We start from the raw sequence: 21,263 nt of genomic DNA, 5'->3' as shown, positions 1-21,263 counted from the left end.
GGAGAGGAGCACCCGCGATGACATCCGCACCTAGCTCTACCGCCGCCAGGGAGAACGACGAGAGGGTCGCCGACCGCACCGCCTACGAAGCGGTCATCGAACGCCTGTCGAAGGCGTCGGTCGACAAACACTGGGAGCCCTACCGCGACATCCCGTGGGACGACCCTGAGTTCCAAGTGGACCAGGCCGACCCGCGCTGGGAACTGCCCGAGGTCGACAAGCTGGGCGGCCACCCCTGGTACCGCAGCCGCTCCCCCGAGGTCCGCGCCAGGATCGGCCTGTGGCGGGTCGCCACCGCCATGAAGATCGGCCTGCAGTTCGAGAACCTGCTCAAGCGCGGCCTGCTCAACTACGCCTACCGCCTGCCGAACGGCTCCCCCGAGTTCCGGTACGTCTACCACGAGACCATCGAAGAGGGACATCACGGGATGATGTTCCAGGAGTTCGTGAACCGCACGAAGCTCCCGATCCGCGGCATGCCGCGGCCGCTGTCCCTGGTCGCCCAGATCGCGCCGTGGATCCCGCTGATCTCCACCGAGCTGTTCTTCGTCTTCGTCCTGGGTGGCGAGGACCCCATCGACCACGTGCAGCGTAAGGTGCTGAAGGACGGCCGGGCCCACCATCCGCTGGAAGAGACGATCATGCGCATCCACATCGCGGAGGAGGCCAGGCACATCTCCTTCGCCCGCCACTACCTCCGCAGCCGGGTGCCGCGCATGCCCCGCCACCGGCGGATGTTGCTGAGCGTGATCTCGCCGGTCGTGCTCGGCGTGATGGCCCGCATCATGCTCGCGCCGCCCGGCCCGATGATCAGGCACTTCCGCGTCCCACCCGGGGTCGTGGCCGAGATCTACCGCGACAACCCGGCCGCCCGGCGGGAGATCCGCGACTCGGTCGGCAGGACCCGCGAGCTGTGCGCCGAGATCGGGCTCGTCAACGTCGTCAGCAGGAAGGTCTGGCAGGCCATGGGGATATGGGCGGAGCCGCGCCGGTGAAGGTCGCGGTGGTGACCGGGGGCGCGTCCGGGATCGGCCGCGCGGTGGCGCGGGAGCTGCGGCGCAGGGGCGTGGCGGTGGTGATCGCCGACGTCGACGAGCGGGCGGGCAAGCAGGCCGCCGCCGACTTCGGCCTGGAGTTCGCCCGCCTCGACGTCACCGACGCCGAGGCCGTGGCCGCGCTGGTCACGCGGGTGAAGGCCGAACGCGGGCGGCTCGACTTCCTGTTCAACAACGCCGGCATCGCGGTCGGCGGCCGCACCCGTGAGCTGACACTCGACCACTGGAACCGGACGATCGACGTGAACCTGCGCGGCGTCGTCCACGGCGTGCACGCGGCCTATCCGATCATGGTGGACCAGGGGTTCGGGCACATCGTCAACACCGCCTCGCTGGCCGGGCTGGTGCCCGCGCCGCTGATGCTGCCGTACACGACGAGCAAGCACGCCGTGGTCGGGCTCTCGCTGGCGCTGCGGGCCGAGGCGGCCGCGTACGGGGTGCGGGTGAGCGTGGTCTGCCCGGGGTTCATCGACACGCCGCTGCTCGACCACGCCAACCCGGGGCTGCCCCAGAACGAGATCGCCGCCCACGCCAGGAGGGCGGCGGTGCGGGCGCAGGGGCGGCTCTATCCCGTCGACGCGCTGGCCGCGGACATCCTGCGCGGGGTGGCCAGGAACAAGGCGCTGATCGTGGCGCCCGCCTCGGGGCGGGTCGCCTGGCGCGCCGCCCGGCTGTGGCCGTCGGCGGCGGTACGGGTGGCGGGCCTCGCGGTCCGGCGGCTCACCCGGCGCTGAGGCCCGGCCGCCGGGCGGGCCACGGGCTACTCGGGACGCCGGGCGATGAGGACCTCGGTGGTCGTCGTCAGCTCCCAGCGGCCCGACGGCTCGGCGGCCAGCAGGGCGGCCCTGGCCGCCTCGACGAACGCGGGCAGGCGCTCGCCGAGCCTGGCCGGGGCCGTGTAGGAGTAGGAGAGCTGCAGGCCGAGCACGGCGTCGAGGTCGTAGGCGAGGCGGTGCTCGTACCGGCTCGCCTCCAGGTCGGCGAAGGGCGAGGCGGCCAGCACGTCGTGGTGGTGCTCGCCGGTCTGCTGGAAGGAGCCGGCGGCCGTCCAGGTGTTCACCCCGAACTCCTCGCGCACCCGGCGCATGACCGGCTCCCACGGCTCCTCGCCGGGGTCGCGGGTGGGGCCCACGAGGGCGACGACGCCGCCCGGCGGCAGCAGCGCGTCGAGGTCGGCCAGCACCGCGCGGCGGTCCATCCAGTGGAACGACCTGCCCATCACGACGTGACCGAACGGCGGCAGTTCCCGCAACGTCGTGGAGTCGCCGCGCAACCAGCGGACGCCGGGCACGCCCGCCGCCAGCCGCCGCCCCTCGGCCAGCATCTCCTCGTCGGGATCCACGGCCAGCACCTCGCGCACCCGCCCGGCCAGCGGGATCGCGATCGTCCCCGGGCCGCAGCCGAGGTCGAGCACGACGCCGTCCGGGCCGAACGCGCGGGCCAGCCGGTCGATGGCCGGATCGCCGTGAGCGGGCCGGTACTTGGCGTAGTAGGGCGCCGCGCCGCCGAAGAGGTCCGTCATGGGTGGGACCATATACGGGTTCGAGACTCGTTCGATGGAAGGTTTTGATCGGTGAGGCGGCTACTCACGGTCCTGTTGCTCGCGTGCGCCGCGGTCGGGTTCGCCCTTCCCGCGCAGGCGCACAACGTGCTGGTCGGCAGCGATCCGAAGGACGGCGCCACGCTGTCCGCCTCGCCCGCGCGGGTGACGCTGGTGTTCGACCAGGCGGTCCGCCAGGGCTACGCGCAGGTGGGCGTGACGGGGGCGGACGGCTCCTCGTGGGCCGACGGTGCGGCGGAGGTGGCCGCCGAGCGGGTCTCCGTCAAGGTCAGGCCGCTGCCCGCGGGCGGCTCGTACGTGGTGGGCTACCGGATCCTGTCCGCCGACGGCCATCCGGTGACCGGGAAGATCAGCTTCACCATGGCCGCCTCCGCCACCGGCGTCTCGGCCGGGCAGACCGAGCAGGGCGACAGCGCGGAGGCGGCCGAGGCGGCGGCCAACGGCGGGGCCGGCATGGCGGTCGTGTGGATCGTGGCCGCGCTGCTGCTGCTGGCCGCCGGCACCGCCGTCGCCCTCCGCCGCGCCACCCCGGCCCCCGATCCCGCCTCTCCGGAGACGGAATCGGAATCGGAGTCGGAGGGCACGCGGGCGTGACTGCGACCGTTTCCTCGCGTTCCGGGCAGCACGTCGGAGGCGGCCGGCTCGTCGCCGGCGCCTTCGTCGTGTGCGGGATCGTCGCCGCCGTGGCGGCGTCCACGTTCACCGCGCAGGAGTCCGTGCCGGGCATCCCCATGCCGGGGCCGGTCGTGGCCTACGGCCTGCCCGTCGTCCGGGTGCTGCTCGACCTGGCCGCCGTCGCCGTGGTCGGCCTGAGCCTGGTGCCCAAGCTGCTCGGCTTCGACGCCCCCGACGCCACCGAGCCGGTCCTGCGCCGGGTGCGTCCGCTCGCCGTGCTGGCGGCCTGGGCGTGGGCGATCTGCGCGCTGCTCACCATCGTGTTCCAGACGGCCGAGCTCAATCCGGGCCGGGTGCCCACGTTCGGCCTGATCGCCTCCTACGTCGAGGAGGTCGGCACCGGGCAGGGGCTGCTGTTCAGCGCGGCGTGCGCGCTGGCGGCGGCGGGCATCGGGCTGATGGCGGTCAGGTTCGGCGAGAAGGTGCCCGCGGAGCTGCGGATCATCGTGGCGCTGTTCGGGCTGCTGCCCATCCCGGTCACCGGGCACGCGGTCAACTCCGTGTGGCACGACCCCATCATGATCTCGATGGAGATCCACGTGATGGGCGCGGCGGCCTGGGCGGGCGGCCTGGCCGCCACGGCCGTGTTCGTCGCCCCCCACCGGGGGCTGCTGGCCGTGGCGCTGCCGAAGTTCTCCAGGATGGCCACTGTCTGCCTGCTCCTGGTCGCGCTGTCCGGTCTGGTCACGGGGCTCGGCACGATGGCGCTCACGCCCGGCGTCGAGCTGCCCGGCGCGATCGTGACCAGCCATTACGGTGTGCTCGTCGTGATCAAGACGGCGCTGGTGGCGCTGCTGGTGCCGCTGGCCGCCCACATCCGCTTCCGCCTGCTGCCGGTGATCCGCCGCGGCGGGGCCACCGCCCTGGTGAGCTGGACGGCGGCCGAGGTGGGCGTGATGGGGCTGGCCTACGGGGTGGCGGTCGCGATCACCCGGGCCTCGATCGGCTGAGGCCGCCGGTCGCGCCGCCCGGCGAGCCATTCGGCGGCCAGCCAGGCGGCCAGCAGGCCGAGCCCGGCCCACAGGGCCGACGACGTGACCAGGGGCGGGGCTCCGTACAGCCCGGTCTGGCCCTTGATCGCGCCGTAGACCGGGCCCATGGCCGCGTTCTGCACGGCCAGCGCGCCGTAGGCGCCGGCGGTCACCGCGACCGCCCCCACGACGGCGCGCACGGCCGGGACGCGCACCAGGAACGCCAGGTCGACCAGCAGCCCGGCCACCACGAAGAAGAACGGCACCGCCGACGGCGGGAAGCCGCCGAAGGTGAGCAGCGGCCAGATCAGCGTGCGGAACCCGACGTACGCGCCGGCCACCAGCGTCGCCGCGCCGAACCTGCCGATCAGCAGCCTCGCCGCGACCAGCACCGACAGCCCGCCGACGACGGCGAAGACCGGGTAGAGGTAGTCGGGCACCGGCAGGGTGAACCCGCTCATCATGATCCGGTCGACCGGACGGCCCATCTGGTCGGCGGCGAAGCGCAGCAGGATCGGCTCGGCGTAGGTGGCCTGGTTGTCCCAGGCGCCGAGCGACAGGATGCCGTACTCCTGGTGCTGCTCGGGGAAGTGCACGTTCTCCAGGAAGAACGCGAGGAACGCGCCCAGCACGACCGTGCGCTCCCGGCCGGGGGGCGCGCCCATGAACCAGCCCCTGATCACACCCATGATCATGAAGAACGTTCCCACGTAGAGCATGATGTGCGACGGGCTCCACGAGGTGATGTCGAGCCCGTTGACGCGGTGGTTGATCAGGTCGAGCGGCACCGCGACGAGGAAGATCCCGGTTCCCCACTGGATGAGCCGCAGCGCCGCCTTGTCGACGCCGTAGCCGGTGTAGCCGTGGACGACGGTCAGGACGACGACGAGGGCGGTGCCGGCGGAGTTGAGCAGGTGGGGCGGGGCGAGGTCGTCGCGCAGCCATTTGAAGTGCCACGAGACGTCCCAGGCCGAGCCGAGGAGCTTGAGCGTGAGCGCCACCAGCCATCCGAAGTAGAGCACCCGGAACAGGTCTTGCGGCGTCTCGCGCCCCGCCTGGCCTCTGGTCCAGTACGGCAAGGCCCACGCTGCGGCCTTCTTGAACGATGCTGGTGACTTCACGGCGCAAATCTTACGGTCATCCGGCCCATCGGTCTCAGATGTCCTATTTGTCCGGCTGGCAGGCGGCCTTCAGGCGGGGCGGCGGGTCAGGCGTACCGGGAGGTGTTTGAGGCCGTTCTGGAAGTTGGAGGTGAGGCGTACCGGGGGTCCGGCGGGTTCGACGTCCCAGGCGAGCAGCTCGGCGAAGACCGCGCGGAGCTGGACGCGGGCGAGGTGGGCGCCGAGGCAGAAGTGCGGGCCGAACCCGAAGCTGACGTGGTCGTTGGGGGTACGGGCGACGTCGAAGCGGTCGGGGTCGGCGAAGACGGCCGGGTCGCGGTTGGCCGAGGCGTGGTAGACGACCACCTTCTCGCCCGCCTGGATGCGCCGGCCGCCGAGCGTGAGGTCGCGGGTGGCCGTACGGCGGAAGTCCATCACCGGGGGCCAGTGGCGCAGCATCTCCTCGACCGCGGACTCCAGCAGCGACGGGTCGGCGCGCAGGCGGGCCAGCTCGGCGGGGTGGCGGAGCAGGCTGAGCAGGCCGCCTGGGATGCCGTTGCGCAGGGTCTCGTTCCCGGCGACGGCGAACAGGAAGAACATGTTCTCGAACTCGGCCCCGGTCAGGCCGCCCTTCCTCATGGCGGACATGACGGACTCGTGCGGGGTGTCGGCCAGGGCGTGGGCATAGGCGAACATGTCCGTGAGCGCGGCCCTCGACCTTGGGTTCATGCCCGGTTCCAGCTCGGGACGGGCGGCGACCGCCAGGCGGCCCACGGGGCTCAGGGACTCGACCTCGGTCGTGGACAGGCCGGCGTAGTCGTCGTCCTGGTAGCCGATGACGCGGGAGGCCCAGTCGTACAGCAGCCGCCTGTCCTGCTCGGGCACGCCCATCACGTGGGCCAGCGTCCAGACCGGCAGGTCGGCGGCCACCTCGACGAAGTCGCACTCGCCGGGCACGAGCAGCGCCGCCACCCGGTCCTTGATCGTGCGTTCCAGGGCGCGGACCGCGCGCGGCGTGAAGGCGGCCGCCACGATCCGCCGCAGCCTGGAGTGGTCGGGCGGGTCCATGTTGAGCATCATCGACCGGACGAACTCCAGGTCGGCAGGGGTGTCGGGGTCACGGATCTGGGTGGCGCCGAGATGGGAGGAGAAGTCGTCGGGGCTGCGCAGCACCCGTTTGACGTCGGCGTGCCGGAACACGCCCCAGTAGCCGGGCCCCTCGCGCCACGGGCCGACGGCCGGCTCGGGGATCCAGCAGACCGGGCTCTCCCTGCGGAGCCGGGCATACAGGTCATAGGGGACGTCCGCCGCGTAGGTGGACGGCAGGAACACCTCGGCCAGGTCGCCCGTCTCCCCCTCCGTCGAGTTGTCCACAGGACGCTCGCTCCGCTCCTCCGCCATGCCCTACAGCGTGCATGATGAGCGCGTGACTCCAGAAGACGCACAGGCGATTCTCCGGCAATACTTCGCTCCCTGGATCCAGGAGCTCGGGCTGCGGGTGGAGGAGGTGGGCGAGCGGCACGCCGTCGTCCGGCTCCCCTGGTCCGACTCTCTGGCCAGGGACGGCGGCGGGTTGTGCGGCCAGGCGATGATGGCCGCCGCCGACACCGCCACCGTCGTCGCGATCTCCTCCGCCAGGGGCGGGTTCGTGCCGATGACCACCGTGCAGCAGTCGACCACGTTCCAGCGGCCGGTGGTGGGCCGCGACGTGCTGCTCGACGTGCGCGTCACCAAGCTGGGGCGCTCGCTGGCCTTCTCGGAGGTCACGCTGACGCCCGACGGCGACGGCGACCCGGCCGCGCACGCCTCGACCGTCTACGCGATCCTCGGCTGACGGCCGCCCGGCGACGGCCGTCTCAGGGATCTCTCAGGTGCGGAAAGTAGGCTCACCGCCATGAAACGTGTGGCCGCGCTGGTCGCGGTGCTCGCCGTCATCGGGGTGACGACGTGGCTGGTGTGGCCGTCCGCCGCGCAGGCGCGCGGTCAGGATCAGCGGATCACGGTCGTCGACGGTCCCGCCGACGACCAGCGGGTGGAGCTCGATGCCACGTTCTTCCCGCCCGCCGGCGGCGGGAAGGCGCCCGCCGTGCTGGTCGCCCACGGGTTCGGCGGCAGCAAGCAGAGCGTCCGCCAGCAGGCCGCCCGCCTGGCCCAGGACGGCTACGCCGTGCTGACCTGGTCCGCGCGCGGTTTCGGCCGCTCCACGGGCGAGATCGCGCTCAACTCGCCCGACTACGAGGTCAAAGACGTCAAGCAGCTCGTCGACTGGCTGGCCAGGCGGCCCGAGGTCCAGCTCGACGCCGCCGGCGACCCTCGCGTGGGCATCACGGGCGGCTCGTACGGCGGGGCCATCGCCCTGATGGCCGCCGCCTTCGACCAGCGGGTCGACGCCATCGTCCCGCAGATCACCTGGGCCGACCTGGCCGACGCCCTCTTCCCCAACGCCGTCGGCGGATCCGCCACGGGTCCGGGCGCCCGGTCCGCGATCGGGCAGGGCGTGGCCGACGGCGTCTTCAAGCGCATGTGGGCGGGCATCTTCTTCGGCCAGGGCGTCTCCCTCGACACCTTCGCCGCCCAGTCCCGCCGCGAGGCCGCCGCCCCGCTGACCGTCGAGCAGGCCAGGTGCGGCCGCTTCCTGCCGGCGATCTGCGACATCTACCAGCAGGTCGCCGAAGACGGCCGGGCGACGCCCGAGGCCATCGCGCTGCTGCGCAGATCCAGCCCGGTCACCGTGGCCGGCCGGATCAAGGCGCCCACCCTGCTCCTGCAGGGCCAGCGCGACTCCCTGTTCCCGCTCGCCCACGCCGACGCCAACGCCCGGGTCATCGCCGCCGCCGGCACGCCGGTGAGCATGGCCTGGTTCGACGGCGGGCACGACGGCGGCAACGGCGAGGCCGACTGGCTCTACGACCAGTCCTCGGCCTGGTTCGCCCACCACCTCAAGCGCGAGGCCGCGCCCGCGGTGAGCGCGTTCACCGTCACCCGTGACGGCGGCCGCGACCCCGGCACCCGCCAGCGCATCAGGCTCCACCCCGAGGCCGCCGCCTACCCCGGCCTGGCCGGCACCGACACCACCACGGTGCAGCTCGCCGGCCCCGAGCAGAACGTCGTCAACCCGCCCGGCGGTGCCCCCGCCTCGATCTCGACGGTTCCCGGCGTCGGTGGGCTGCTGGGCGGCCAGGGCGGCGGCGCCGGCGTGTCCATCGACATGCCCGGCCAGAGCGCGGCGTTCGAGTCACCGCCGCTCACCGCCCCGCTCCAGCTCACCGGCAGCCCCACGGTCAAGGTCAAGGTGTCGGGCAAGGGCCAGGCGACACTGTTCGCCAAGCTCTACGACGTCGCCGACGCCGCCCAGCCGCCCGCGCTGCCGGCGGGGCTGGTGGCGCCGTTCCGGGTCACGATCCCCGAGGGGGCCGGCTCGGCGGAGGCCACGGTCACCCTGCCGGCCGTCGACCACCGGTTCGCCGTGGGCCACCGGCTGCGGCTGGTCGTGACCACGACGGACATGGGGTTCGCGACCCCGGCCGAGCCCGCCGCGTTCGGCGTCTCCCTGGCCTCGCCCGCGCTGGCCGTCCCCACGGTCCGCACGCTCGCCGCGCCGCCGACCGGGGTGGCCTGGTGGGTGTGGGCGATGCCCCTGGCCGCCGTACTCGCCGCCGCCGTCCTCCTGGCCACCGGCCGCCCCTCGGGCCGCGCCTCGGCTGCCAGGGCCGTCGTCGGCGCGAGCCCGGACGGTGGCGGGGCATCGCAGGCGCCGGGCGGTGACGGCGGCCGGGAGGTGCCGTTGGAGATCGTCGGGCTGACCAAGGCGTACCGCAACGGCGAGCGGGCCGTCGACGGGCTGTCGTTCCGGGTCGAGCAGGGCCAGGTCCTCGGCCTCCTCGGCCCCAACGGCGCCGGCAAGACGACCACGATGCGGATGATGATGGGCCTGATCCGCCCCGACTCCGGCGAGATCCGGATCTTCGGCGACCCCGTCACCCCGGGCGCGCCCGTGTTGTCCAGGCTGGGCTCGTTCGTGGAGGGCCCCGGCTTCCTGCCGCACCTGTCCGGCCGCGACAACATCGAGCTCTACTGGGCCGCCACCGGCCGCCCCGCCGCCGACGCCCACTTCGAGGAGGCGCTGGAGATCGCGGGCCTGGGCAAGGCGCTCGACCGCGCCGTACGCACCTACTCCCAGGGCATGCGCCAGCGGCTGGCCATCGCCCAGGCCATGCTCGGCCTGCCCGACCTGCTGGTGCTCGACGAGCCCACCAACGGCCTCGACCCGCCCCAGATCAGGGAGATGCGCGAGGTGCTCAAGCGCTACGCGCGCGACGGCCGTACCGTGATCGTCTCCAGCCACATGCTGGCGGAGGTGGAGCAGACCTGCAGCCACGTGGTCGTCATGCACCGCGGCCGGCTGGTCTCCACCGGGCCGGTGTCGCGGCTGCTGAGCTCGGCGGCGGGCAACGGCAGCGGGCACGGCGGTCCGCGCCTGGAAGACGTGTTCCTCGACCTCATCGGAGACAGATCATGACCGCCGCGCCGGGCTACGCGCCGCGCCGCACGCTGCCGCTGCGCGTGGAGATCGTCAGGCAGTTCAAGCGGCGGCGGACGCTGGTCATGTTCGGGCTGCTGCTGGCGTTGCCGTGGGTGCTGGTGATCGCGTTCCAGTTCGGGCCGCAGTCCGGAAACCAGGGGCAGTCGTCGGTGCGGATCAGCGACCTGGCCACCGCGAGCGGCCTGAACTTCGCGGCGTTCGCCCTGTCGGTGTCGGCGAGCTTCCTGCTGGTGGTGGCGGTCGCCCTGTTCTGCGGCGACACGGTGGCCGCCGAGGCCAACTGGTCGTCGTTGCGTTACCTGCTGGCCGCGCCGGTCCCCCGCGACCGCCTGCTGCGGCAGAAGCTGATCGTGGCGCTCGGCTTCTCGGCGGCGGCGGTGATCTGCCTGCCGCTGATGGCGTTGCTGGCCGGCACGGTCGCGTTCGGCTGGCACGACATCCAGGTGCCCGGCACCGGCGAGACGATCCCGGCGCTCGACGTGCTGCCCCGGTTCGGCATCGTGATCGGTTACGCGCTGGTCAGCCAGCTCGTGGTGGCGGCCCTGGCGTTCCTCGTCTCCACGGTGACCGACTCGCCGCTCGGCGCGGTGGGCGGGGCGGTGGGCCTGTGGATCGTGTGCACCATCCTGCAGGCGGTCGAGGCGCTGGGGACGCTGCGCGAGTTCCTGCCGACGTTCTGGAACAACGCGTGGCTGGACGCCCTGGCCCCCGAGCTCGACTGGAGCGGGATGGCCAAGGGCGCCTCGGTGTCGATCACCTATGCCGCGATCCTGATCGCCGTGGCCTTCCGCAGGTTCCGGCGCAAGGACGTGGTCAGCTGACGCCCTTGGCGGCGTCCTCCAGGCCCTTGATCTCGATCTTCCGCATGCCCAGCATGGCCTGCATGACCCGCTGGGCGGCGGCCGGGTCCGGCACGCTCATCAGCTCCGGCAGGGCCCTCGGGACGATCTGCCACGACAGGCCGTACCGGTCCTTCAGCCACCCGCACTGCGACTCCTCGCCGCCGTCGGTGAGCCTGGCCCACAGGTCGTCGACCTCCTCCTGGGAGGCGCAGTCGACGTACAGGGAGATCGCCTCGGTGAAGGTGAACTGCGGGCCGCCGTTCAGGGCGAGGAAACGCTGCCCGGCCAGCTCGAAGGAGACCATCATGGCCTGCCCGGTAGGCCCGGGGGCGCCCTCGGGGTAGCGCTGGACATCCAGGATGCGGGAGTCGGCGAAGATCGAGGTGTAGAACTCGGCCGCCTCTTCGGCCTGGTTGTCGAACCACAGGTAGGTCGTGATCTTCTGCATGTCGCCGGTCGTCCTTTCGAGACGTGTCGCGGGGGCCGGGTCCGTGCCCGTCCCCCTCCTTTCATCGACGCGTCGAACGGGACGGGCGCGGATCGACACGCGTCCCGAAGAATTTTTGAAAAAGTCTGAGACGTCCAGGAAGGGCATCCTCCAGCCGCGATGCCCTGCGCATCTGGTTCGATGACGAAGGTGTCCTGCGCGCGTTCCGGACTGGTGCGGGCGGTGAGGTGGTAGAGCCGTTGCCCGGCGGCTCGCCGGCCGTCATCCGGACCGTGCCGGTCTGGGCGGGGTCCTCGCTGTTGGTGACGGTGTAGATGAACGTGGAGCCAGTCGGGTCGGCTGGGTCTGCGGCGACCGAGACGGCGTTCCGCACCTGCTCGCGCAGGCTCGGCGGGCGCTGTCCGCATTCCACCACCTCGACCGGCGTGTACGGCGTGGACCCGTCGGGCGCGTAGTCCGTGATGGAGACGGTCGTGCCGGTGCAGTGCTGGCAGGTCGTGCGACCTGGCGACGGAGACGGCGACCGCGCCGTCCAGGAGTTCGGCGAGTTCGTCGTCGCCCAGCGCGGTGATGCCCTCGGGAAGCTCGAACTGATCCACGAGCGGCTCTCCCTCGGTGAGAGGTGAGAGCCCGGCCCACAACCAGCGGCGATGCGTTCGATGCCAGCGCACGCCTCGTTGGCCATGAGGTGTCAACACAGCGCGCTGAGCAGCGCCGGCGCATTCTTGCTGAGATGTCACGCGATGAAAACAGATCGTGGCCATGCCGTACCGCGCCATCGCGGGATGGGGATGTTGTTGATGTGCCTCACACTGTCTTTGATCGTCCAGGGCCTGCCGATGACGGTCTGGACGCGGCGGATCTTCCGCACAGCGAGTTAGGGAGCAAGGCGGCCCGGCTGTTCACCGGACCATGGCGGCTACCGGTGTCCCTGACCCTGCTCGCGTTGATCATGATGCTCCTCGGGACACGGGAGTACGAGAGCGCGATTACCACGTTCCCCAGCGTTCCCGACTCAGGAGGGGTTCACCTCAACCTCGGCACCGTCCCCAAGAACATCTCCATTCAGTTCTACATGACCGAGGAAGACCCCTCCTATTTCCGCATGGAGTTTCAGGCGGCGGTCCCCGCCCAGCCGGGCAGCAGTTCCCTGTGCACGCCGACGACCATCTACCTGAAGGATCTCCGTACCGAGTCCCTTGATTTCTCCGGCGGGACAGTCAAGGCGACGGAGACGGAGGAACCGAGCATCGAAACGCCCGGGGCCACCTCCTTCACCACCCTCTTGGCCGGCGAGACGTGCGGGACAGACCGCTGGTTCTGGATCACCGGCAAGCTGAGGACTCCCCTGTTCGCCAGGAACGGACCTGCGCTCAGCGCGCATCTGCCCGGTTTCAGCGTCGAAGGGCAGCGCGACGCCGTGGCCGCCATCTCAGCCAGCTGGAACGTTCAACTCACAGACGAGGATGCCACCGACATCAAGCCCGAAGTGATCTCGGCGGACTATAAGGGACCCGGGCTCCATTGGCGGGCGACGGCAAAGCCGATCAACCTGTCGCCGATATCCGCCTACGATTCGACCGGCACCAGCGCCGTTTCTTCACAGTACGGGAACTTCACCTCGATGCCCGCTCAGAAGGCGGCCGAGCGGTCCCTCTATTGGGCCGGTCTCCTCACCGGTGCGGCTCTCTCCCTGCTTACGTGGGCTGGCGAGGCAGCTTGGGAGGTACGCACGAAACACCGCACGGAGCAGGCGGTCAGCGCCACCGAGATCGCCGAGCTGGTTTCCGTTCATGTCGAACGGCTCCTGGACATGCGGGCGATCGAACAGGCCGCCAAGGAACGGCAGCAGGAAATCACGCGACGACAGATCGGGATCTGGAAACGTATTCGCCTGGCATTCCAGCAATTCAGAGATCCCCGAATTTGAATGTCGGTACATTTGTTACGTGGACCCGGGCAGCCCCAAGCTCAGAGCGCTCCCCCGGGGGGCCTGCGTCAGCCACCACTCAGCACGCGCCAGCCCTGGGTGAGAGTCCGCCGCTTTCCTGCAGCAAAACCCTGTCCGGAAGCGGTCATGGCCGAGAGGTGATTTCCCGTGCGTGATCGTCTCTTATGGAGACAAGGCGGCGCACCGCCACCTCCCGCTCCAGTTCGAGAGGACCCCCATGGACATCCCGGCCCGAGCCACCCTGATCAACAAGAAGTCCGGGCTCGCCCTCGACATCATGGAATACGACATGTCCGACGGTGGCTGGGTGATCCAGTGGACTCCCCACGGAAAGCCCAACCAGATCTTCCGCCTGGAACCCGCCGAGGGCGGCTACAAGTTCATCGCCGAGCACTCCGGCAAGGCCCTCGACGTCACCCTGGCGAACCAGAACTCCGACTTCGCGATGCAGTGGGGCATCAACGGCAGCCCCAGCCAGATCTGGTACCTCAAGGAGCACGAGGCGGGCGTCTACCGGCTCATCGCCAAGCACTCAGGCAAGGTGCTGGCAGTCGCGAACGCCTCCACCGACCCGGGCGCGCGCGTGGTGCAGTCCGAACCCGGTCACGAACAGAACGAACTCTGGCTGCTCAAGGTCGTTCCCTAGCACCAGTACGCGGGCGTGGGCGCGTCCTGGAACAGCGCAGCGGGTCACCCTTCCAGGTCGCGCCCAACTCATGCAACAGATGGGGGACGCGTCCGGGCGCGGGCCCGGCGGCTGTCAGCCCAGCACCCGGGCGGGTGAGTCGATCCAGTACTGCTGCCCCTGGGGGCTGACCGTCATGCCGAACCGGTCGCGCCGGGGCTCCCCCAGCCGGACCCATTGGAAGTAGGCGGCCACGGCCTCGTCCCACACCGGCCGGTCGCCCAGCTCGAACAGCGTGTACTCGTCCTGCCCGTCTTCCCGGACGGCCAATGCCTTCTCCCCCGGGCCGCCCGACACCCAGGCCAGGAAACGCCCCGGCTCCTCCCGGATGTCCAGCCGCAGCCCCGTCAGGGCGGCGACCGCGAGCCGGGCGCCGGGCGGCGCGTGGGCGATCATGCGAGGGTCCACGCGCGTGGTGCTCTCCCGCGGCTGGACCCCGTCCGGGTCCGGATGGTGGACGGGGCGCTGTGACCGCAGGGTCATGTAGTCGGCGTACTCCCGGAAACGGCCGTGCGCGGTGCCGTCCGGCAGCACGACCAGCCGCAGCGCGTGCCCGTCCCCGATCCCGGTGTGCAGGGGGGTGACGATCACCGCTCCGGGACGGCACTGCTCGATCCAGGCGTAGGGCACCGTCCGGACGGCACAGGTGGCGTGGACGCGGTCGAACGGGGCGCGGCCGGCGTCCCCCGCGGCGCCATCACCGACGACCAGGCGGGGGTGCAGGCCCGCCCCGGCGAGGTTGTCCGCGGCCGCGGCCGCGAGCGCCGGGTCGACCTCGATGGAGGTCACGTTCTCCGCACCGGCCAGGTGGCACAGCAGCGCGCACGTCCACCCCTGGCCCGTGCCGATCTCCAGTACCCGGTCTCCCGGGCGGGGGTCGAGGAGTTCGAGCAGGTCGGCGACCGTCGCGGGCGCGGACGACGACGAGCTGTAGGCGCCTTCCAAAGCACGCAGGTCGGTCGCACCGTCGTCGAGCTGGGTGACGATCGCGCCCTCGGTGTAGACGGCGGTGAGCCATTCCTCGGGGTCGGCGTCCCGGTCGACCAGGTACGGCCGGTCGCCGGCCGGGATCAGCGCCACCGGCGGGACGTAGTGGTGGCGCCGCACCGCCCGCAGGGCTTGCTCGATCCGGTCACCGACCGGCGCGCGCACCGAGACGATGCGCGCCATCATGGCATCGAGCAGCCCCTCGAGGTCGTGGTCAGTCATCGGCGCTGCCGCCGGAGGGCCTCGGCTTCTCGCGTGATCCGCCCCCCTTGCCCTCCCCGTCGTACCGCTCGTCGCCCGGGGGCTCGAAGTCCTCGTAGGTGTTCTTCTTGCCGCCGCCTCCGTGCCTGCCCATGGCGCTCTCCCTTCGTCGTACGGTCGCCTCCGGCGCGTGCTCATCGTGACCGTACGGTCACACTCCGGCCCTGGCAAGGCGCCCGAGGAGGGGAGGGCGTGCAGATACGCCTTCGGGTCCCACGCGCCCGTCAGCCGGCGGCGGCCGGTCGCCCGCGATCCGGCAAGGTGTCCTTGCCGCGCAGCACCACGACCGCGAGCGTGTACGGCGGGCAGTGCACCGCGTGCCGGCCGCTGACCTGCACCCGCAGGTCGAACGGTCGGCAGGACCCGGTCAGGACGGCGACCGATTCGCCGCAGACCTCGTACGGCTCCACGACCGCGGCGAACATGGTGTCGCCGCGCCACCAGGACATGCCGTGGTCGTGCAGGTGGCCGAAGTCGATCGGGCAGGTGCAGTGACCGAACCCCTCCGGCTCGGGCCGGTCGGGGTGGCGCAGGACGCATGGGCAGCGGAAGGGCCGGACGACGATGCCCAGGTCCTGCTCCAGCCGCCGGACCCGTTCGGCCCGTTCGTCGCAGAACCGCTGGGCCTTCGCCCGCTGGGCGCGGGCCTCGGCGAGCAGCTGCCGGCGTTCCCGCCGAGCGACCTCAGCGGGAGCAGGGTCGTGGGCGGGCAAGACGCCGAGGGCGGAATCTTCGAGTGTGACGGGCCGCCCTTCCCGCAACACATGGATGACGGTCCCGGCCTTGATCGCCTGGTGCACTTGGTCGAGGTCCGGTCCGTGGCGGCCAAGCCGGGCCCGATCGACGACCAGGACCCCGGCGCCGTCGTTGGCGGCCCGGGTCAGTACCGCCTGGAGCTGGCCGCGGCCGCAGAGGTCGAAGCACTCCTCGACGATCTCGCCGCCGCGATCCGCGACCCAGCCACGCATCTCGGCCAGTTGCCGGTCAGTGGCCCTGACATCGTTGGCCACGCTGTAGGCGTACAAGATCCACGATGCGGGGGGTTGTGTCATCCACTCAGCGTAAGAACACGCTCACACAGTGGTGGCGACATTCACGAAACCGTGGCTGCGGACGCGGCCTGCCGGCGTCCGCTCGCTGACCGCTGGTAGGTGCCGGGCTCGAAGCTGCCGGACCGCAAGACGATCTCCAGCACGAGGGCCGGTTCTCCGAACAGCTGGACGTGGCGCCGCTCGTCGGCCTCGTCGTAGTCGTCGCCGGTACGGCCGTCCACGATGGCCGCGATGTCGGCGTAGGGGTCGCTGCCGCCGAACGGCCCTCTGGGGTTCAGGCCGGGCGCGCCGGTCTCCTTGTGCCCCTGCCGGGAGCTGCGAGCGTGGTGCAGGAGCGCGACGTGCTCCGGCCGCACCTGCCTCCACGCCACTTCCACCAGGCGCTCGGCGAACGCCTGCTCTGCGTGGGCGGCCGCGACGCGCGCCCGCATCACTGCCGGCGGCTCCCCGTATGGGAAGTGCGTCTGGATGGTGATGTGGCTTGAAGATCGTCCATAGTTCCGGACCGGCGGTATCAGGTTGCGGCTCCCGTCCTGAAGAAGCGGGCGGTGTCGTCGTCGGCGGGAGAGTACGCCTCGACGGCGATCTCATCGAGCGTGACGTCGAACGCCGCGCCGAACGTCGTGATGGTGTTGATGAGACACAACTCCGCTCCGCGATGGCGGATGCGGATGGGCAGCGCGATCTCGGCCGGGTCGGGTGGCCGCGGGTCGCCCGCGGGACCGTAGGACTGCACCTCCTCGTACAGTGCGCTCAGTTCGGCGTCACCGCTCCGCGCGACCTGGCGGGCGAGCCGGGGCAGCAGGAATCCGCGGACCTGCCCGAGGTTGAGCAGCCGCGGCGCGAACCCGCCCGGGTGCAGACCGAGCCGCATCATGTTGACCGGCGGCCGGAGCAACTCCGCGTCGACGCCTGCCAGGAAGACGTCGATCGCCGAGTTGGCGGACAGCAGGTTCCAGCGCCGGTCCACCGCCAGCGCCGGAAACGGTTCGTGCCCGCGCAGGATCTGCTCCAGGACGTTCCGCGCCGAGGCCAGGTGCGGGTCCTCCAGCGGCCGTTCCCGGACGACGGGCGCGTGACCGGCCGCGACCAGCAGGCGGTTGCGTTCCCGCAGCGGGACGCCCAGGTTCTCGGCCAGCCGCAGCACCATCGCGCTGCTGGGAATGGTCCGTCCCGTCTCCACGAAGCTGACGTGCCTGGCGGACACGTCCGCCTGCAGCGCCAGATCGAGCTGGCTGAGCCCGCTGCGGTGCCGCCACTCGCGCAGCAGCTCGCCGATCGGCCGGTCCTGATTCATCCGGCGATTATCCTCGAACCCCGCCGACCTGCACGATTACATGCCATGTAATCGACACCGCCGGGCGACCGCTGCGACGGTGTTCCCCATGAACGACACCAGCACGACCACCCGCAACAAGCACCTGGTCCTCGACGGCTTCACCCAGTTCGCGGCCGGGAACATCGACGTGCTCCGCACGCTCCTGCACGAGGACTTCGTCGAGCACAGCCCGGGCAACCCCTCCGGGCGGGACGCGTTCATCGCCCACATCACCGAGACTCCCGTGGCGCGGGCCCGGCTCGACCTCAAGCGGGTCATCGCCGACGACGATCACGTGGTGCTGCACTACCTCATGACCACGGACGACGACCCGCGCGGCGTCGCCGTCGTCGACATCTGGCGGCTGGCCGGCGGGCAGATCGTCGAGCACTGGGACGTGGTCCAGCCGGTGCCGGAAGCGGCGCGGGTTCCGCACGGAATGTTGTGAGGCGACGGCGTGCGGCAGACATCCATTTCCGTGATCGGCGTCCCGGCGCCGGAGGGCCCATGAAACTCGCGCCCCAGCTGCACCGCCTCGGCGACGACCTGGTGGCCTGCCGCCTCGTCGACACCGCCGAGGGCATCACGCTCATCGACGCCGGACTGCCCGGCCACTGGCGGGACCTGCAGCGCGAACCCCGCTCCCTGGGCAAGTCCGCGGACTCGTCCTGACCCACGGCGACTCCGACCACCTCGGTTCCGCCGAACGTCTGCGAAGCGAGCACGGCGTGCCGGAGCTCTCCCGGGAGCGTGGCGGTGCACGTCCCGCTCGCCGACGCCGTCTTCGTCGGGGACGCCCTGACCACCGGCACGTCCTCACCGGGCGGGAAGGACCGCAGCCGGCCCCCTTCACCGACGACCCCGACGAAGCGCTCGACTCCCTCGACCGGATCGCCCCGCCACGGCACACCCTTGGCGCACCTCACCGGCCCAGGAGAGCGACGCGGTCCGCGCGGGGGCGGGCAACCTCAGCGGAGCCTTGACGGGTAGCTGAGCGTCCGGGCCGACAAGGCGTACTGCTCCCGCACGATCCGGCAGCATCGGCGAGCACAGTGCCGCACCGGCCGACCGCGTCGCCGCCCGCCAGCGGCGCGGTGGCCGCGGCGGCCGCGGCGGCCGTCCGCCGTCCTTCGACGCGGCCGACCACCGCGCCCGCTCAGCCGTCGGGTGCGGCATCAACCGGCTCGAACGCCATCGCGGCATCACCACCCGGTACGGCGAACTCGCCGTCCGCTCCGAGGCCACCGGCCACATCGCCGCCGTCAACGACCGGCTGACAGTCCGCAGAGACACGGCCTAATGGGACGAGTGGGATTCGGCTGGCCAGAAGATGGCGTACCGGGATAGGGCGGCCCTGGGGGCGATGGGCCTGAAGGGGGGATCAGGCGGGCCGTTTCGGGAACGGCCGGGGCCCAGGAAGGCGGGCGCCCGGCCCCAGGATGGCACGGGCGGCCAGGTCAGCCCCAGTGCGGAGGCTTGTTGTCGAGGTAGAAGGCGTCGGCGTCGGCTTCACGCCAGTCGCCCCAGCCGAGGTCGGTGTCGTCCGAAGTCTGCTCCGGGAGAAATTCGTCCACGGAAAACATGCTACCGAGACGTACAAACCCACACCGGTCGTCTTCCCGGCTCCACGGACAGCCCTCGCGCCCAGCGGTACGATGCCAGGGCAGGTGTCGCCGATCCCCCGTGAGGCTGCGCATGGCCACCCCTACAGGCTGGCGGAGAGAAGGCAATCTACCGGCGGAGCTCACCAGCTTCGTGGGGCGGACCCGGTTACTCGCCAACCTCAAGCGGCATCTGGCCGAGTCCCGGCTGGTGACCGTCACCGGCATCGGCGGGGTGGGCAAGTCGCGCACGGTGCTGCGGCTGGCGCACCAGGTCCGTACGCAGTACCCCGACGGCGTGTGGTTCGCCGACCTGGCCCGGCTGCAGGACGCGGGCATGGTCAAGCACACGATCGCCTCGGCGCTCGGCATCGCCGACCAGTCCTCGCGGGCGGAGTCGGAGTCGCTGTCGGAGTGGGTCGGCGAGCGCGACATGCTGCTCATCATCGACACCTGCGAACATCTCGTGCAGGGCTGCGCCGAGCTGGTCCACGAGCTGCTGGAGGCCGCGCCCAACCTGAAGGTGCTGGCCACCAGCAGGCAGTCGCTCCACCTGCCGTACGAGCAGGTGGTGCCGGTGCCGCCGCTGGCGGTGCCCGGCGACGACCCGGCGGAGAGCCTGTTCACCAACGAGTCGGTGCAGTTGTTCGCGCTGCGGGCGGGGGCGGTGGTGCCCGACTTCCAGCTCGAAGAGGACAACATCGGCGCGGTGGCCGAGCTGTGCCGCAGGCTCGACGGCATCCCGCTGGCGATCGAGCTGGCGGCGGTGCGGCTGCGCGCCCTGTCGGTGGAGCAGATCCTCGGGCTGCTGGCCGACCGGTTCAGCCTGCTGGCCGGCGCGAGCCGTACGGCGCTGCCGCGCCACCAGACGCTGCGGGCGGCGATCGGCTGGAGTCACGAGCTGTGCGAGCCCGCCGAGCGGTTGTTGTGGGCGCGGCTGTCGGTGTTCGCCGGCGACTTCGAGCTCGACGCGGCCAGGTTCGTCTGCTCCGACGGGCGGCTGCCGTCGGAGGACATCACCGATCTGGTCACCGGGCTGGTGGAGAAGTCGATCCTGATGATCAGGAGCCACCACTCCGGCGTCCGCTACAAGCTGATCGACACGCTGGCCGAGTACGGCGAGGAGTGGCTGGACAAGCTCGGCCAGGCCCAGCAGATGCGGCAGCGCCACCTGGAGTACTACCTGAGCCTGGCCCAGCGCAGCGAAGACGCGTGGTCGGGTCCGCGGCAGATCTACTGGTTCGTGCGCATGCGCCAGGAGCACGACAACGTGCGGGTCGCGCTGGAGCACGCGTTGTCCTCGCCCATGCGCAGCGGTTCTGCGCTCACGCTGCTGGCGTCGTTGTGGTTCATGTGGGTGTGCTGCGGTTTCGTCCGGGAGGGGCGTCTCTACCTCGAACGCGCGCTGGAGGCCAACCCCTCGCCGAGCAAGGAGCGTTGCAAGGCCCTGTGGGTGCTGTCCTACGTGCGCAGCGCGCAGGGTGACAGCGTCGGCGCGCTGACGGCGGCCGAGCAGTGCAGCACGGAGGCCGTCCGGGTGGGCGACTCCAGGGCGGTGATCCTGGCCTCGAAGATGCAGGGCACGGCCGCGCTGCTCCAGGGCGACCTGCAGAAGGCCAGCGCGCTGCTGGGCGTGGCGATCGAGTTCAACACCGACAACAAGGAGCTCAACCCGGGCCTGCTGCCCGCGATCGTCGAGCTGTCGCTGGTGTTGTCGGCGCAGGGCGAGCTGTTCGAGGCCGAGTCGCTGCTCCAGGACTGCCTTCAGGTGTGCCGGGAGCGCGGCGAGCTGTGGGTCAGCTCGTACGCCCAGTGGGCGATGTCGCGCACCAGGCTCGCCACCGACCGGCCGGGAGAGGCGCTGCACAACGCCCGCGAGGGCCTGCGGATCAAGCGGCACTTCCACGACACGCTGGGCACGCTCCTGGTGCTGGAGACGACCGCGCGCATCCTCATCGCGCTCAAGCAGGCGCCGACGGCGGCCAAGCTGCTGGGCGCGTTGCAGCAGAACTGGCGGACGGCCGGCCTGCCGCAGATGGGCGCCCCGTTCCTGGCCGACGACCACGACGCGTGCGTCGAGGACTGCAAGTCGATGATGGGCGAGCTGGCCTACAAGAACGCCTTCGAGAACGGCGCCCGCCTCGACCTCGACGAGGCGTCCACGCTCGCGCTCGGCGACCTGGACGCCCCGGCCGAGGACTGATCCCGGGGCC

The 21,263-nt window shown here is 71.4% G+C and carries 23 protein-coding genes; 14 read left to right on the top strand and 9 right to left on the bottom strand.

Going from position 1 to position 21,263, the window contains the following annotated elements:
- Nucleotides 1–17: 17 nt before the first annotated feature.
- Entirely contained in the window at nucleotides 18–995 is a 978-nt protein-coding gene (locus ABZ444_RS03190) for a diiron oxygenase (RefSeq protein WP_357991913.1), read from the top strand.
- Complete coding sequence (locus ABZ444_RS03185; RefSeq protein ID WP_357991910.1) at nucleotides 992–1,789, top strand: SDR family oxidoreductase; 798 nt, start codon at nucleotides 992–994, stop codon at nucleotides 1,787–1,789. Before ABZ444_RS03190 ends, ABZ444_RS03185 begins: the two co-directional genes overlap by 4 nt.
- A 26-nt stretch (nucleotides 1,790–1,815) precedes the next feature.
- Here the strand turns inward: ABZ444_RS03185 and ABZ444_RS03180 are convergent, their stop codons facing one another.
- Nucleotides 1,816–2,577, bottom strand: coding sequence for a class I SAM-dependent methyltransferase (locus ABZ444_RS03180; protein ID WP_357991907.1), 762 nt, complete (start codon nucleotides 2,575–2,577; stop codon nucleotides 1,816–1,818).
- Nucleotides 2,578–2,628: 51 nt separating this feature from the next.
- Between ABZ444_RS03180 and ABZ444_RS03175 the strand changes: the two genes are divergently transcribed.
- Nucleotides 2,629–3,210, top strand: a complete 582-nt coding sequence (locus ABZ444_RS03175; protein ID WP_357991904.1) for a copper resistance CopC family protein — start codon at nucleotides 2,629–2,631, stop codon at nucleotides 3,208–3,210.
- Nucleotides 3,207–4,241: a CopD family protein gene (locus tag ABZ444_RS03170; protein WP_357991901.1), complete on the top strand. Its 1,035-nt coding sequence runs from the start codon at nucleotides 3,207–3,209 to the stop codon at nucleotides 4,239–4,241. Before ABZ444_RS03175 ends, ABZ444_RS03170 begins: the two co-directional genes overlap by 4 nt.
- Here the strand turns inward: ABZ444_RS03170 and ABZ444_RS03165 are convergent.
- Nucleotides 4,199–5,383 carry a hypothetical protein gene (locus ABZ444_RS03165; RefSeq protein ID WP_357991898.1) on the bottom strand — a complete coding sequence of 395 codons (1,185 nt, stop codon included), beginning with the start codon at nucleotides 5,381–5,383 and terminating at the stop codon, nucleotides 4,199–4,201. The genes ABZ444_RS03170 and ABZ444_RS03165 overlap by 43 nt on opposite strands.
- Before the next feature lie 69 nt (nucleotides 5,384–5,452).
- A complete protein-coding gene (locus ABZ444_RS03160) occupies nucleotides 5,453–6,763 on the bottom strand; it encodes a cytochrome P450 (RefSeq protein ID WP_357991895.1) in 1,311 nt (436 codons plus the stop codon).
- Between the two features lie 25 nt (nucleotides 6,764–6,788).
- Between ABZ444_RS03160 and ABZ444_RS03155 the strand changes: the two genes are divergently transcribed.
- The 3 genes from ABZ444_RS03155 to ABZ444_RS03145 are packed head-to-tail and all read left to right on the top strand — an operon-like array spanning nucleotide 6,789 to nucleotide 10,726.
- A complete protein-coding gene (locus tag ABZ444_RS03155; RefSeq protein ID WP_357965262.1) occupies nucleotides 6,789–7,196 on the top strand; it encodes a PaaI family thioesterase in 408 nt (135 codons plus the stop codon).
- A 60-nt stretch (nucleotides 7,197–7,256) separates the two neighbouring features.
- Complete coding sequence (locus tag ABZ444_RS03150; RefSeq protein WP_357991892.1) at nucleotides 7,257–9,881, top strand: CocE/NonD family hydrolase; 2,625 nt, start codon at nucleotides 7,257–7,259, stop codon at nucleotides 9,879–9,881.
- On the top strand, nucleotides 9,878–10,726 hold the full coding sequence (locus tag ABZ444_RS03145) for an ABC transporter permease subunit (RefSeq protein ID WP_352359061.1): 849 nt from the start codon (nucleotides 9,878–9,880) through the stop codon (nucleotides 10,724–10,726). Before ABZ444_RS03150 ends, ABZ444_RS03145 begins: the two co-directional genes overlap by 4 nt.
- Here the strand turns inward: ABZ444_RS03145 and ABZ444_RS03140 are convergent.
- Nucleotides 10,719–11,195: a VOC family protein gene (locus ABZ444_RS03140; protein WP_357991889.1), complete on the bottom strand. Its 477-nt coding sequence runs from the start codon at nucleotides 11,193–11,195 to the stop codon at nucleotides 10,719–10,721. The two genes, ABZ444_RS03145 and ABZ444_RS03140, sit on opposite strands and share 8 nt — an antisense overlap.
- Before the next feature lie 473 nt (nucleotides 11,196–11,668).
- On the opposite strand from ABZ444_RS03140, the gene ABZ444_RS03135 reads away from it, so the two are divergent.
- The 3 genes from ABZ444_RS03135 to ABZ444_RS03125 all read left to right on the top strand — a co-directional run bounded on the left by ABZ444_RS03135 (nucleotide 11,669) and on the right by ABZ444_RS03125 (nucleotide 13,792).
- Nucleotides 11,669–11,821: a hypothetical protein gene (locus ABZ444_RS03135; RefSeq protein ID WP_357991886.1), complete on the top strand. Its 153-nt coding sequence runs from the start codon at nucleotides 11,669–11,671 to the stop codon at nucleotides 11,819–11,821.
- A 299-nt stretch (nucleotides 11,822–12,120) separates the two neighbouring features.
- Complete coding sequence (locus tag ABZ444_RS03130) at nucleotides 12,121–13,125, top strand: hypothetical protein (protein WP_357991883.1); 1,005 nt, start codon at nucleotides 12,121–12,123, stop codon at nucleotides 13,123–13,125.
- A 172-nt stretch (nucleotides 13,126–13,297) separates the two neighbouring features.
- Nucleotides 13,298–13,792, top strand: coding sequence for an RICIN domain-containing protein (locus ABZ444_RS03125; RefSeq protein WP_357991880.1), 495 nt, complete (start codon nucleotides 13,298–13,300; stop codon nucleotides 13,790–13,792).
- Nucleotides 13,793–13,906: 114 nt separating this feature from the next.
- Here ABZ444_RS03125 and ABZ444_RS03120 read toward each other — a convergent pair whose 3' ends face one another.
- The 5 genes from ABZ444_RS03120 to ABZ444_RS03100 all read right to left on the bottom strand — a co-directional run bounded on the left by ABZ444_RS03120 (nucleotide 13,907) and on the right by ABZ444_RS03100 (nucleotide 17,428).
- A complete protein-coding gene (locus ABZ444_RS03120; RefSeq protein ID WP_357991878.1) occupies nucleotides 13,907–15,040 on the bottom strand; it encodes a methyltransferase domain-containing protein in 1,134 nt (377 codons plus the stop codon).
- On the bottom strand, nucleotides 15,033–15,173 hold the full coding sequence (locus ABZ444_RS03115; protein ID WP_357991875.1) for a hypothetical protein: 141 nt from the start codon (nucleotides 15,171–15,173) through the stop codon (nucleotides 15,033–15,035). The genes ABZ444_RS03120 and ABZ444_RS03115 overlap by 8 nt, the downstream gene beginning before the upstream one ends.
- A gap of 130 nt (nucleotides 15,174–15,303) precedes the next feature.
- Nucleotides 15,304–16,131 (bottom strand): recombinase family protein, encoded by an 828-nt coding sequence (locus tag ABZ444_RS03110; protein ID WP_357991872.1) that lies wholly within the window; start codon nucleotides 16,129–16,131, stop codon nucleotides 15,304–15,306.
- 41 nt (nucleotides 16,132–16,172) lie between these two features.
- Nucleotides 16,173–16,562, bottom strand: coding sequence for a hypothetical protein (locus tag ABZ444_RS03105; RefSeq protein ID WP_357991869.1), 390 nt, complete (start codon nucleotides 16,560–16,562; stop codon nucleotides 16,173–16,175).
- A gap of 83 nt (nucleotides 16,563–16,645) precedes the next feature.
- Complete coding sequence (locus tag ABZ444_RS03100; RefSeq protein WP_357991866.1) at nucleotides 16,646–17,428, bottom strand: helix-turn-helix transcriptional regulator; 783 nt, start codon at nucleotides 17,426–17,428, stop codon at nucleotides 16,646–16,648.
- Between the two features lie 88 nt (nucleotides 17,429–17,516).
- Between ABZ444_RS03100 and ABZ444_RS03095 the strand changes: the two genes are divergently transcribed.
- The 4 genes from ABZ444_RS03095 to ABZ444_RS03080 all read left to right on the top strand — a co-directional run bounded on the left by ABZ444_RS03095 (nucleotide 17,517) and on the right by ABZ444_RS03080 (nucleotide 21,253).
- Entirely contained in the window at nucleotides 17,517–17,897 is a 381-nt protein-coding gene (locus tag ABZ444_RS03095; protein ID WP_357991863.1) for a nuclear transport factor 2 family protein, read from the top strand.
- A gap of 59 nt (nucleotides 17,898–17,956) precedes the next feature.
- The gene (locus tag ABZ444_RS03090) at nucleotides 17,957–18,121 is read left to right on the top strand and encodes a hypothetical protein (RefSeq protein ID WP_357991860.1); all 165 of its coding nucleotides are present in this window, start codon (nucleotides 17,957–17,959) and stop codon (nucleotides 18,119–18,121) included.
- The gene (locus ABZ444_RS03085) at nucleotides 18,064–18,432 is read left to right on the top strand and encodes an MBL fold metallo-hydrolase (protein ID WP_357992787.1); all 369 of its coding nucleotides are present in this window, start codon (nucleotides 18,064–18,066) and stop codon (nucleotides 18,430–18,432) included. The genes ABZ444_RS03090 and ABZ444_RS03085 overlap by 58 nt, the downstream gene beginning before the upstream one ends.
- Nucleotides 18,433–19,132: 700 nt before the next feature.
- On the top strand, nucleotides 19,133–21,253 hold the full coding sequence (locus tag ABZ444_RS03080) for an ATPase (RefSeq protein ID WP_357991857.1): 2,121 nt from the start codon (nucleotides 19,133–19,135) through the stop codon (nucleotides 21,251–21,253).
- Nucleotides 21,254–21,263: the final 10 nt, after the last annotated feature.

The sequence above is a fragment of the Nonomuraea sp. NPDC005730 genome, from assembly GCF_040630865.1.
Lineage (GTDB): Bacteria > Actinomycetota > Actinomycetes > Streptosporangiales > Streptosporangiaceae > Nonomuraea.
Note: the sequence above shows the minus strand (reverse complement) of the source record. Positions and strands in the feature narration are given on the sequence as shown.

Coding starts and splice junctions, on each gene's coding strand:
- ABZ444_RS03190 (WP_357991913.1), top strand. CDS start 18: ATGACATCCGCACCTAGCTCTACCGCCGCCAGGGAGAACGACGAGAGG.
- ABZ444_RS03180 (WP_357991907.1), bottom strand. CDS start 2,577: ATGACGGACCTCTTCGGCGGCGCGGCGCCCTACTACGCCAAGTACCGG.
- ABZ444_RS03160 (WP_357991895.1), bottom strand. CDS start 6,763: ATGGCGGAGGAGCGGAGCGAGCGTCCTGTGGACAACTCGACGGAGGGG.
- ABZ444_RS03150 (WP_357991892.1), top strand. CDS start 7,257: ATGAAACGTGTGGCCGCGCTGGTCGCGGTGCTCGCCGTCATCGGGGTG.
- ABZ444_RS03145 (WP_352359061.1), top strand. CDS start 9,878: ATGACCGCCGCGCCGGGCTACGCGCCGCGCCGCACGCTGCCGCTGCGC.
- ABZ444_RS03140 (WP_357991889.1), bottom strand. CDS start 11,195: ATGCAGAAGATCACGACCTACCTGTGGTTCGACAACCAGGCCGAAGAG.
- ABZ444_RS03120 (WP_357991878.1), bottom strand. CDS start 15,040: ATGACTGACCACGACCTCGAGGGGCTGCTCGATGCCATGATGGCGCGC.
- ABZ444_RS03115 (WP_357991875.1), bottom strand. CDS start 15,173: ATGGGCAGGCACGGAGGCGGCGGCAAGAAGAACACCTACGAGGACTTC.
- ABZ444_RS03110 (WP_357991872.1), bottom strand. CDS start 16,131: ATGACACAACCCCCCGCATCGTGGATCTTGTACGCCTACAGCGTGGCC.
- ABZ444_RS03105 (WP_357991869.1), bottom strand. CDS start 16,562: ATGCGGGCGCGCGTCGCGGCCGCCCACGCAGAGCAGGCGTTCGCCGAG.
- ABZ444_RS03100 (WP_357991866.1), bottom strand. CDS start 17,428: ATGAATCAGGACCGGCCGATCGGCGAGCTGCTGCGCGAGTGGCGGCAC.
- ABZ444_RS03095 (WP_357991863.1), top strand. CDS start 17,517: ATGAACGACACCAGCACGACCACCCGCAACAAGCACCTGGTCCTCGAC.
- ABZ444_RS03090 (WP_357991860.1), top strand. CDS start 17,957: ATGAAACTCGCGCCCCAGCTGCACCGCCTCGGCGACGACCTGGTGGCC.